Origin of the sequence: Psychrobacter sp., from assembly GCF_030457785.1 — a bacterium.
Lineage (GTDB): Bacteria > Pseudomonadota > Gammaproteobacteria > Pseudomonadales > Moraxellaceae > Psychrobacter.
Genome location: NZ_JAKDUI010000067.1, coordinates 1 through 11,763, shown reverse-complemented (window position 1 = coordinate 11,763; position 11,763 = coordinate 1). Strand labels below are relative to the sequence as shown.

Below are 11,763 nucleotides of genomic sequence, written 5' to 3'. Positions count from 1 at the left end.
TAACACAGCAATCATGTCAGTCTTACTCTCGTTTATGATGACGATGTTTATTACATTTATAAATTTGGGTTGGTCAGATGATTTTTTTATGAATTTTTTACATGCATGGAAAATTGCATGGCCAGCAGCCTTCGTGGCTGTGTTAATCATCGGTCAACCAGTACAACAGTTTACCAAGCGAATTTTAGCGCCTAAATAGACGGTAGGCGCAAAGGGAAGATCAACCTCCAAGGACTACAGCATCATAGAGCTAAAGAGCAACAAGCTTTAGATGCTAGACGCGTTTGGCACATGGGTTGGTCGTTTGAGGCTGTTACGCTCGCTCATTACTCATTAGTACTTTTCATTTTGCATTTTCACTTATATTGCACAAACCTCAGAGCGTACGATGAAGCGTTTGCCTTCGGGAATTTCCAGTGAAAAACTGGCACCGCGTCCATTTACCACATCGATGGTGAGGTCGGTATGTTGCCATAACTCGTATTGTGCTTTGCCCATATAGAAGTTACAACCGACCAGCTCGCCAACCAAGACGTCTTGACCACCTACTTTGAATTCGCCCAGTGGATAACACATTGGTGAACTGCCATCGCAGCAGCCACCAGACTGATGAAACATCAATTCGCCATGTTTGGATTTTAGGAGTTCGATCAGCTCTACACAAGACTGGGTTGCTGAAACTTTCATAATGATTTCCTTATCACTCAGATATAGTTGTGACTGTTTATACATATACTGGTTGTAAATGTAAAAAGTCGTATCCCTTCATTCACACCATTTATAGCATGTGAGTGAAAACGATACGACTTATGGTTTGTATTGAAATGTACCAAGGTCACCGCCTTAGTACAGGGTCACGTTAGCAATTACATGCTGTAGTCAATGACAATACGTCCTTCGATTTTGCCGGCACGCATACGGTCAAAGATATCGTTGATGTTTTCTAGTGGTTCAGCAGCAACAGTGGCTTTCACTTTACCTGCGGCAGCCATGTCTAGAGACTCTTGCAAGTCAAGACGCGTACCAACGATTGAACCACGGATAGTGATGCCGTTTAGTACTGTATCGAAGATAGAGACAGGGAAGTCACCTGTTGGCAAGCCGTTGAAGACTACCGTACCACCACGTCTGACCATGCTGATCGCTTGATCGAAGGCGGTAGAAGATACTGCGGTTACTAGAACACCGTGAGCACCGTCGATCTCTTGCTTGAGATACTCGCCAGGATCAGTATTTTTAGCATTCACAGTGATTTTCGCACCCAGCTTTTTGGCAAACTCTAGTTTTTCATCATCGATATCTACTGCTGCGACGTTAAGTCCCATGGCGATAGCATATTGTACTGCCATGTGACCAAGTCCACCGATACCTGAGATAACTACCCAGTCGCCAGGCTTGGCTTCAGTCATTTTTAGACCTTTATAGACGGTAACACCAGCACAAAGTACAGGGGCGATTTCTATCGAGTCTACGCTTTCTGGGATGATGCCGACGTAGTTAGCGTTAGCCAGTACATATTCTGAAAAACTACCGTTCACAGAGTAGCCTGCATTCTGTTGGCGTTCGCATAGTGTTTCCCAACCACCTAGGCAGTGAGTACAGTAACCGCATGCAGAGTAGAGCCAAGGAACGCCGACTCGGTCGCCTTCTTTCACGTGAGTGACACCTTCACCGACTGCTGTGATCAAACCAACACCTTCGTGTCCAGGGATGAACGGTGGGCTTGGTTTTACAGGCCAATCACCTTCAATAGCATGTAAGTCGGTATGACAGACACCTGATGCCTGCATTTTGACCACAATCTCACCAGCGCCAGGCGTTGGGATATCGACTTCTTCGATTTGCAATGGTTGGTTAAACTCATGCAATATAGCGGCTTTCATTTTATTACTCATAGGATCCTTCCTTGTTTATGAAAAATTAAAATGTTTTGTGGACGTTATTGGCGCACTTTATAAGTCCTATTACAAAGTGCTTTTGGTGCTTTGGCTTACTGTTTACAAAGGGAGTATTTAAATGGGATTAGAAGAAGCCCATTTTTTTCGGATCATAAGATACCAGCATGTTTTTGGTTTGCTGATAATGATCGAGCATCATCAGATGGTTTTCACGACCGATGCCTGACTGCTTATAACCACCGAACGCAGAATGCGAAGGATAGATGTGATAGCAGTTTGTCCATACACGACCTGCTTGGATACCGCGACCAAAACGATAAGCCTTATGTACACTACGTGTCCAAACACCAGCTCCTAAGCCATATAAAGTATCGTTAGCAATACTCATTGCTTCGTCGTCGTCTTTAAAAGTAGTAACGGCAAGGACTGGACCAAAGATCTCTTCTTGGAATACACGCATATCGTTGGTGCCTTCGAAGATAGTTGGTTTGACATAATAACCATTTTCTATATTGCCATCGTGCTTGGCTTGCTCACCACCGACCAATACTTTTGCACCTTCTTGCTTGCCAATATCTAGATACGAGAGAATTTTCTCTAGCTGATCTGAGCTTGCTTGTGCACCAATCATAGTGTCAGTATCTAATGGGTTGCCCAATTTAATGGCTTCCACACGAGCGATACAGCGTTTGATAAACTCATCATAAATACTCTCATGAACCAATGCACGAGATGGACAAGTACAGATTTCACCTTGGTTAAGGGCAAACATAACCAAGCCTTCTACAGCTTTATCTAAGAAATCATCATCTTCGTCCATGACATCTGCAAAGAAGATATTAGGACTCTTACCACCAAGCTCTAGAGTGACAGGGATGATGTTTTCACTAGCATACTGCATGATCAGACGACCAGTAGTGGTCTCACCTGTGAAGGCAACCTTATTGATACGAGGGTTAGAGGCCAATGGCTTACCAGCTTCTACACCAAAACCGTTCACAACGTTTAGCACGCCTTTTGGTAAAAGATCAGAAATACCGATGGCTTCTAGCATGAAGAGAATAGAAGCAGGTGTTTGTTCGGCAGGTTTTAGAACGATACAGTTACCGGCAGCGAGCGCTGGTGCTAGCTTCCATACTGCCATTAGGATAGGGAAGTTCCATGGAATGATTTGACCGACGACGCCTAGTGGCTCATGGAAGTGATAAGCAACAGTGTCTTCATCAATCTGACTGATGCCACCTTCTTGGGCGCGAATGGCACTTGCGAAATAGCGGAAGTGATCGACAGCGAGTGGAATATCAGCAGCGAGTGTCTCACGAACAGGTTTACCGTTGTCATAACACTCAGCAATAGCGATGGACTCGAGGTTGGCTTCAATGCTATCAGCGATTTTAAGTAGGATGTTTGCACGTTCAGTGACGCTGGTTTTACCCCAAGCGTCTTTCGCGGCGTGAGCGGCATCAAGCGCTTTTTCGATATCAGCAGATTTTGAACGAGCAACTTGGCAAATGACTTTGCCATCGATTGGACTGGTATTTTCGAAATACTCACCATCAGCAGGTGCAACCCACTCACCATTGATGTAGTTGTCGTATTTTTCGCGGAATTGAACTTGGCTGTCACTGGTATTCGGGTAGGGGTATAACATTAACTGCTCCTTGTTTATGTGAGGCTGCCATGAGCAAGCGGTAATCTATTACTTCGTTGGTTAATACCAAATGAGTATTAAGTTAACAATGTAGTAGATGCTTCTGTCATCACAAACCAATCTTCCTGATTGAAATCCTCATTTATACTACTGAACTTTTGCACAGAGTTATACTCACTTTTTGTAAGTGTCTTACGAAATGTACATAACAATTAGTTATGAAAAATGCATTGGTTAAAATGGTTCGAAAAGCCAGCGTAGCTGTTATAATTATTGCCATTATTTTCGCTATCGGACCTATCAGGGTTATAGGTCGTTAAAGGTTTTGGATAGCTGATTTCCTTTTTTATGTTATTGGTTGGTTTGAATATATGCGTCAGTCTTCAGCTCTTGATATCTTAAAAACAGGTCAAAATGTCTTTTTGACTGGTTCAGCAGGCTCAGGTAAGACCTATACGCTCAACCAATATATAGATTACTTGCGTGCACGCCGAGTCCCTGTTGCTGTCACCGCAAGCACAGGCATTGCTGCTACTCATATGAATGGCACGACCATTCACAGCTGGTCGGGCATTGGCATTAAAGACGAGCTCTCGGATCGTGATTTGACCAATTTATCTCGCAAGCAATTTTTAGCAGATAGATTAAAAGAAACAGCGGTGCTGATCATCGATGAAATATCTATGCTGCATGCCAAGCAGCTTAATTTGGTCAGCCAAGTACTCAAACATGTGCGTAAAAATGACACCGCATTTGGTGGTATTCAGGTTGTGGTCGCTGGAGATTTCTTCCAGTTACCACCGATTGGTAGCAAAGGTGAAAGCAACCGTGAAAAGTTTGCTTTTATGTCTGAGGCGTGGCTAGATGCTAAGTTTCGTATTTGTTACTTGTCTGAGCAACACAGGCAAGTGAGTGAAGAGAGCAATGGCGGGCTGGATTTGGATGACATCCTCAATCAAATTCGTCGTCAGGAGGTCACTTTTGAGGCGATAGCTGCTTTAGAGTCTACCTTTGATCAAAGCGTCGATGTCACTCGCACGCGCCTTTATACGCACAATCTCAACGTCAATAAAATCAATGACAAAGAACTTGCAGCGTTAGATGGTGAAATGATGCGTTTTGAGGCGACATCTACCGGCGATAGTAAATTGGTCGAAACCCTGAAGAAGACAGTTCGAACCCAAGATGAGCTGATACTGAAAGTGGGCGCTAAGGTGATGTTTATCAAAAACAATACTGAGCTTGGTGTTTCAAATGGCACGATGGGTGAGCTGATAGGGTTCGTCGCTGTCAAGGTCGATGACAGCAAAGACAGTAGTGATACGATTATAAAAGAAGATGAATCCGAGTCTGAGTCAGATAGCGACGCTGATACTGCTGCAGCTGGTAATGACGAGACAGACGCTGAGCAAGCAAAAGCTAAAAAACCAACCACACAAAAAATGCCAGTGGTGAGGTTGAACTCGGGTCGTGAGGTGGTCGCTGAGCCTGAAGAGTGGATCATCGAAGATGAGACAGGGGACGTACTGGCAAGCTATCTGCAAGTGCCGCTTTGTCTGGCATGGGCAATTACGATTCATAAGTCGCAAGGAATGACACTTGATGCGGCGGAGATTGATTTGTCACGTACTTTTGAGCTTGGGCAAGGCTATGTAGCGCTGTCACGGTTGAAGTCACTGGCGGGACTACAGTTGCTAGGTATGAACAACATGAGCTTGCAGCTAGACCCGTTGGCACGCGGCGCAGATAATCGGTTTTTGGCACTGTCTAAAGAAGCCGATAGCAATTACAGCATGCTTGATGAGGAAAGCGTCACGCATGCTCATGAGAAGTTTATTTTAAAATCAGGTGGCACGCTCAGTAAATCAGTTATTGAGGCTTATGCCAGCTTACAAAAAAAACGCCGCGAACAACAACAAGCGAAGCTAGATAAAAAGCAAAAATTAGGGAATCAAGTCTCCGATAAGTCCAACAGCACCTTGCTTGCTACACGGATATTATTAGAAGAAAGCTTGTCTATTGCCGATATTTCGCAACAACGGCAGCTGTCGCAATCTACAATTATGCGCCATATTGGCGATCTAAAATCGCAAGATCCGAGTTTGGCATGTGATCACCTGCGTCCAGACGATGAAGTGATGACAGCAGTTGGCAACGCCTATGTGGCGATAAAAGTCGCCAATAACCCAAATGACTTCAGTGATGATGGTCGTGTTAAACTGCGGCCGATGTATGAACACCTGCAGGAGCGCATCGATTACAACACCATTCGTCTGGCGCTTGTTTTTATTACGCCCTAATGATTGATGCGTTTCAATCCAAAGCCTCATAGACGACAAGTGCTCTTGTATTTTGAGCCAAGGCCTTCATCTTTCTTATATTATCTACTACCTTTTATAGCGGTATCTTGTTATGCCAGATTTTTCTAGCGCCACTTATCAACTCACCTCTGATCCCGCAGTAGCCACGACGGTGCATGCGACCGGTGAGCATACACAACCACTGCGTGTCGCGATTAATGGCTTTGGGCGCATAGGTCGCAATGTGTTGCGCGCGCTGTTGGAGCGCTTCGAGGTGTTAGGTAGAGCCATTCATGTGGTGGCGATTAATGATTTGGCAGAAGCCGATATACTGTTGCATTTACTCAAGTTCGATACTGCGCATGGGCGTTTGAGTCAACTTGGGGTCGAGGCTGAGCTCGTCGCTACAGGCGATGCCGACGATGCTAAAACACAGTTATGTCTCACCAAAAACACGCTGACTTACTGTATCAACATGCTCTCAGAAGCCGATCCAAAAAAATTACCATGGCAAGCGCTCGGTGTCGATGTGGTGTTAGAGTGTACGGGGCACTTTCGTTCTTATGACCAAGCGCATTTGCATATAGAGGCTGGTGCGCGGCAGGTTATTATTGGCGCAGCACCGTTTGATGATGTCGATGCCTGTATCGTCATGGGAGTCAATACCAGTGAGCTGACACGTGACTTGCCAATTATTTCGAGTGTGTCCTGTACCACTCAAGCGCTGGTGCCACTCATAGCGACGCTTGATGAAGCGTTTGGCGTAAAATCAGCAATGATGACCGAGATACATGCCGTGACTGCTGACCAGACAGTGCTAGATCAAGCGCATCGTGACCCTAGGCGAGCACGTGCCTCAGGCCATAATGTCATCCCGACGACGTCTAGCAGTATCGCTGCGACTGAGCGTGTGCTACCTGCGATGGTCGGTAAGGTAAACGGTCACTCTATTCGAGTGCCAACCATCACTGTAGCTGCCATAGATGTGACTTTTGTATTTGACAGCGCACAGGTTAGTGTAGAGTGGGTGCGTGAGGTGCTGAAATCAGCGAGTAAGGGTGGCCTGCTGGATATCATGGCTTATACGGATGAACCGCTGGTGTCCAGTGACTTTATTCATCAGACTGAGTCACTCATTATCGATGGTCAACAGCTTATGCAAGTCGGTGACCAATACAAGGTTTTTGCTTGGTACGACAATGAGTGGGGATATGCCAATAGACTGCTCGATATGTGCTTGCATCTGGCCTCCAGTCGCCGCTAAATAAGCGATTTACAAAGTATAGAAAATTAATTTCACTTTTTAAGGATATGTGCTTGCATTATGATTTGATATCTATATAATGATGCACCAATGGAGACGTGGCAGAGCGGTTGAATGCACCGGTCTTGAAAACCGGCAAGGGTTCATAGCCCTTCGAGAGTTCGAATCTCTCCGTCTCCGCCAAATTCAAAAGCCCCAATCATCGCTGATTGGGGCTTTTTTTATGGCGTTATTTTGTCGGCCAGTTATTATTGGGTTTGGCTGTTGACTTTCCCTGAAACGACCTGGTATTTGGGCGTGTCATCAATGAACACATCCAATCATCTCGTAGTCTTAATACGGCCGAATTTTGCTGCTTATTGTCAGAAATCTTGTAAGTAGGCTTATGTTCCTTATATTTCCTGCAATTTTTTTCTTGATGGGTGTCAATTTATCTCATTTTGAGCCGCACCGTTTAACTGTTGATACGCCCTTATTAAAACTTGATTTCTTGTCCATCTATCAAGTTCAGCGTACCCTGACTAATCTCAATCGTCATGTCTCTGGTGTTTCTAATCGCACGCATGACGTTGATGTCCTCGATACTACTCTCGATAACTATCTTGCCAGATTGTTCTGGTTTGATGGCTGGGTCAAACTCACTCAGCGGCACGTCAAAACGCTTGCCTTCAGTCAGAGCGATGTCTGTCATGGTCAATGTGCCTTCGAAACTTTGGATCGCGATATTGCCGTGGTTTGAGAGCATAAACTGGAGCTTGACTTGGTTTAAGCTATCGCTGTCGCTGGTTTTGACTGGTAGCAGGGAGACGGGGTAGTTCTGTGCATTTGCTGTAATACCTGGCTGGTTAGTGAGAGGGCTTTTTTTGCCGGTTGGGTTGTTGGGATGCAAGCGCTCATACTCACGTTGCTGTATCAGCGCTTGTTTGATGGTCGTGCGTGGCATAGCGCCTGAACCATAAGCACCGCTCAGCTTCATGCGTAGCATATAGCGGCTGAGTAGTTGTTGGTCGGACTTGGGTAGATTTTCAAAGGTAGCACCGAGGTTTTGTTGCCACTGGTCAGAGTCGGTCGGGATGGTTTTACTAGTGGGGTCTACCTGTGGCATTGAGCAACTGGCCAACGACATTGATGCCGCGGTGATGGCTATTAGTAAAGCTTTGTTTAAACGTTGATGTAAAGCACTCATCGTACCCCTCCATGTCATATTTTTTTGTCACCCGTCACTCAACTCAACCGCCAAACTAGCCGTTAGTTTTGATAGGCTTGACCATATTAATATACCTGTTTTTCGGGTTTGGTTTGTTGGATTATGGCTAAATAGTGTACGAAAAAATAACAAAACGTGATTTACTGAGCACAAAAAAAAGGCTGAGTACCCGTTATCGGTCTCAGCCTTATCTATAAAAAATACAAGAAAAACAGATAAAAATTAGTAAACTATTCAGTGGGCTACGAGGACGTGGCTTAGGTTAGGCGTCAACAAGCCATTATTTATTTTGGTCTTCATTTTGTAGTTCCGTTAGGGGGTGCGTGGCGCTGTTGTCGTGGGTCTGTACGATGGCTTCTTCGATGATATGCTGGCTGACGCCGTGCTTACGCAGGGTTTCGATAAACACTTCGTCATGGGCTAGCGTGTAGTCTTGATGATCGCGGTCAAGTCCTTGGCGGATATATAAACGGATAAGCCCTTGAATGCGTTTGAAACCCAGTTCGCTTGTGGTGGTTTCTAATAGGGCAATCATCTCTTCAGATAGGCGAACACTGACCGGGCGCATGATTTTTTGCGGATGATCAGAAAATTTATTTTTTACACGGACAGGTATCATAATAAACCATTATTTTAGTGAGTAGGAGTAAGACACTCAGACGAAAACTAACCCAATCAAACTATCGTTACCATACAACAAAACCGCCACAATGAACACCGCGGCCGCACGAATTATTATGATCATCACACAACAAAATGGTGCCATCAATTAAAGTGACAACCATAAAAAAACCTCCATCAAATAGTGATGGAGGTTTTTAGTATATGGCTCTCCAACCTGGGCTCGAACCAGGGACACACGGATTAACAGTCCGTTGCTCTACCAACTGAGCTATTGGAGAATAAGTTGTCATAACAGCAGTTTTGGTAAACTATATAAGTTTGGTAAACTATATAAGCTAATTACTTGGCTTGTTTGCGTTATGTGGGGCACATTCTAGCCAAGTCGGCATGGGCTGTCAACCTTATTATGAAATTTATGATAAATAATAATAAATAGTGTGATTATGGCTATTATCGGGAGCCAGGATTATCCGAAAACGCCATAATCAGCATAGTCTGTACTGCTCGTGAAAAAAACGCCGAAGCTGGCGCTTCTTATTACTCGAGAGTATCTATAAAATACCAACCCTTTGATTTCTTTCGTGTATATTTGATCGACTTGTCTTGAGGTCATTTATGCATCACCGAGAGAATATGTTTAAGAAGATGTTTTTGAATGAAAACAGAGGTCTGTATTATGAATCCAACCATGGTTGCATACGGTTATTTGGCGGTTGCTATTATTTGTGAAGTGATTGGCACGTTTTTTTTGGTGAAGTCAGAACAATTTAGCCGATTGTGGCCGACGTTGATCATGGCTGTGTTATACGTCATATCGTTTTATTTATTGACCCACACTATTAAGACCATACCGCTTGGCATTGCTTATGCACTGTGGGGCGGGCTGGGTATCGTGCTGACCTCACTGGTCGGGCTGTTCTTCTTTAAGCAAAGCCTCGATACAGCAGCGATAGTAGGTATCGCAATGATAGTCGGCGGGGTGGTGGTGATGAATTTGCTGTCTAACTCGGTGGGACACTAGGGTATGTCTTCCATTCAATCGACAGTCATCTAAATGGGTCAAAAACCGACAAATAACCTAACGGTAAATAAAAAACGAGCATAAAAGCAATTATCAGCGAAGGATGGTTTTGTGACCAAACTAAAGTATATCGCGCATTACTCCGAGCAAGTCCAGAGCCAAGCGGAACAGCTCATGGGTGCTGGCAAGTTGGGCATCTATCTAGAAACAAAATATCCCAAGCAACATCAAGTGCAAAGCGACAAAGCGCTGTACCAGTATATTAATGACATCAAAAACCAATACATGCGTAAGATTGGCACGCTATCCCATGTCAGTTATAGCAGTAAGCTAAAGGTGCTCAAGCATGCGCTGGGAGTGCATACCACCCAGTCACGAGTACAGGGCAGCAAGCTCAAGTCGCACAATAGCATTACGGTCGCTAGCTTATTCAAGGAAGCACCACCTGAGTTTTTGCGCATGATAGTGGTGCACGAGCTCGCGCATTTCAAGGAGCATGAGCATAACAAGGCGTTTTATCAATTGTGCTGTCACATGGAGCCAGAGTACCATCAGATTGAGTTGGAGATGCGCTTGTGGTTACACTGGCGAGAGCGATGACTTGGGCGTGTCTGCTTTGGCTGATTTGACTGAAAAAAATAGTGTAGAGTAAATAATCAGGATATTTACAACAGTTAAGGATGACTTCATGCAGACGGACACAACACAAACAGGCGACACACAGACAGACTCTCAGCCGAATCCAGCACAAAATATGAGTGAGAAAGAGTGGCAGATGCGAGTGGATCTGGCCGCTTGTTATCGGATGATTGCTAATTATGGCTGGGACGATCTGGTATTTACCCATATATCGGCACGGGTGCCAGATACAGAGAATGGGTTTTTAATCAATCCCTATGGCATGCTGTTCGAAGAAATCACCGCTTCCAGTTTGGTCAAGGTCAATAAACAGGGTGAAAAAATATCGCCATCAGAGTTCGATGTCAACCCAGCTGGTTTTATCATTCATAGTGCGGTGCATGAGGCACGTACCGACGCTCATTGTGTCCTCCACCTACATACCAATGATGGTGTCGCTGTCTCAGCGCAAGAGCAAGGCTTGCTGCCTATCTAGCAGCAGTCGTTATTTCTCTTATCCGATTTGGTGTACCATGATTATGAGGGTGTCGCATTAAACCCTGAAGAAAAAGTGCGCTTGGTTGCCGATTTAGGAGAGGCGCACTTTATGATTTTGCGTAACCATGGGTTGCTGACCTGCGCAGACACAGTGGCAAATGCTTTTTTATACATGTATCTATTGCAAAAAGCCTGCGAGATTCAGATCAAAGCACAAAGCGGCGGTGGTGAACTAACGCCAATACCTGCACAGATATTGGCAGGTATTCAAGCTGCATCGAAGCAAGTGACCAGAGGCGCGAATGGTGATATCGCGTGGCCGGCATTACTAAGAAAGCTGCGCCGCACTGACCCATCATTTGAAACTTGAGGTAGCGCCCGCCAGTAACGTTGGACAGTTAATTTGGGACCGATAAGTCACTAGACCAGTGTTTTGTAAACCACTTATAAGCATTTATTAATAAAAAAACGCAGTGCGCCTCATCATGGCGCGCTGCGTTTTTTTATGCATGGATTTTTTTATGCATGGATTTTTTTATGCATGGATTTTTTTATGAAGGGTATTCAGTGTCAGTATTAATGCATGGCGAGGTGCTGATGGATAGGGTGGCGTAGTACCGAAAATCAAGGCGGCTACGTACAAACTTTATTTTGTTAAAACCTACCTTATATCATGTAATAA

General features: G+C 44.7%; 10 protein-coding genes, 2 tRNA genes and 1 pseudogene. 7 read left to right on the top strand and 6 right to left on the bottom strand.

What is annotated here, in order from left to right; genetic code table 11:
• On the top strand, positions 1 to 199 hold a 199-nt coding region (locus tag L0J61_RS05015), incomplete at its 5' end, for a DUF2798 domain-containing protein (RefSeq protein ID WP_301465247.1).
• A gap of 161 nt (positions 200 to 360) precedes the next feature.
• Here L0J61_RS05015 and L0J61_RS05010 read toward each other — a convergent pair.
• The 3 genes from L0J61_RS05010 to L0J61_RS05000 form a co-directional block, all read right to left on the bottom strand.
• Positions 361 to 687, bottom strand: a complete 327-nt coding sequence (locus tag L0J61_RS05010) for a DUF779 domain-containing protein (RefSeq protein WP_301465246.1) — start codon at positions 685 to 687, stop codon at positions 361 to 363.
• A 179-nt stretch (positions 688 to 866) separates the two neighbouring features.
• Complete coding sequence (gene adhP, locus L0J61_RS05005) at positions 867 to 1,895, bottom strand: alcohol dehydrogenase AdhP (RefSeq protein WP_301465245.1); 1,029 nt, start codon at positions 1,893 to 1,895, stop codon at positions 867 to 869.
• 127 nt (positions 1,896 to 2,022) lie between these two features.
• Positions 2,023 to 3,549 (bottom strand): aldehyde dehydrogenase family protein, encoded by a 1,527-nt coding sequence (locus tag L0J61_RS05000; protein ID WP_301465244.1) that lies wholly within the window; start codon positions 3,547 to 3,549, stop codon positions 2,023 to 2,025.
• Between the two features lie 371 nt (positions 3,550 to 3,920).
• On the opposite strand from L0J61_RS05000, the gene L0J61_RS04995 reads away from it, so the two are divergent.
• The 3 genes from L0J61_RS04995 (at position 3,921) to L0J61_RS04985 (ending at position 7,296) form a co-directional block, all read left to right on the top strand.
• Complete coding sequence (locus tag L0J61_RS04995; protein WP_301465243.1) at positions 3,921 to 5,849, top strand: AAA family ATPase; 1,929 nt, start codon at positions 3,921 to 3,923, stop codon at positions 5,847 to 5,849.
• Positions 5,850 to 5,961: 112 nt separating this feature from the next.
• On the top strand, positions 5,962 to 7,113 hold the full coding sequence (locus L0J61_RS04990; RefSeq protein ID WP_301465241.1) for a type I glyceraldehyde-3-phosphate dehydrogenase: 1,152 nt from the start codon (positions 5,962 to 5,964) through the stop codon (positions 7,111 to 7,113).
• A gap of 92 nt (positions 7,114 to 7,205) precedes the next feature.
• Positions 7,206 to 7,296 (top strand) — tRNA-Ser (locus L0J61_RS04985).
• Between the two features lie 292 nt (positions 7,297 to 7,588).
• On the opposite strand, the gene L0J61_RS04980 is transcribed toward L0J61_RS04985, so the two are convergent.
• The 3 genes from L0J61_RS04980 to L0J61_RS04970 form a co-directional block, all read right to left on the bottom strand.
• Entirely contained in the window at positions 7,589 to 8,299 is a 711-nt protein-coding gene (locus L0J61_RS04980) for a hypothetical protein (protein WP_301465239.1), read from the bottom strand.
• 301 nt (positions 8,300 to 8,600) lie between these two features.
• Complete coding sequence (locus L0J61_RS04975) at positions 8,601 to 8,939, bottom strand: CopG family transcriptional regulator (RefSeq protein ID WP_301465237.1); 339 nt, start codon at positions 8,937 to 8,939, stop codon at positions 8,601 to 8,603.
• Positions 8,940 to 9,146: 207 nt separating this feature from the next.
• A tRNA-Asn gene (locus tag L0J61_RS04970) sits at positions 9,147 to 9,222 on the bottom strand.
• 398 nt (positions 9,223 to 9,620) lie between these two features.
• Here L0J61_RS04970 and L0J61_RS04965 point away from each other — a divergent pair.
• The 3 genes and pseudogenes from L0J61_RS04965 (at position 9,621) to L0J61_RS04955 (ending at position 11,451) form a co-directional block, all read left to right on the top strand.
• Positions 9,621 to 9,965, top strand: coding sequence for a multidrug efflux SMR transporter (locus L0J61_RS04965; protein ID WP_301465236.1), 345 nt, complete (start codon positions 9,621 to 9,623; stop codon positions 9,963 to 9,965).
• Positions 9,966 to 10,076: 111 nt separating this feature from the next.
• Positions 10,077 to 10,565 carry a M48 family metallopeptidase gene (locus L0J61_RS04960; protein WP_301465234.1) on the top strand — a complete coding sequence of 163 codons (489 nt, stop codon included), beginning with the start codon at positions 10,077 to 10,079 and terminating at the stop codon, positions 10,563 to 10,565.
• A gap of 88 nt (positions 10,566 to 10,653) precedes the next feature.
• A pseudogene (locus L0J61_RS04955) lies at positions 10,654 to 11,451 on the top strand (class II aldolase/adducin family protein).
• The last annotated feature ends 312 nt before the right edge of the window (positions 11,452 to 11,763 follow it).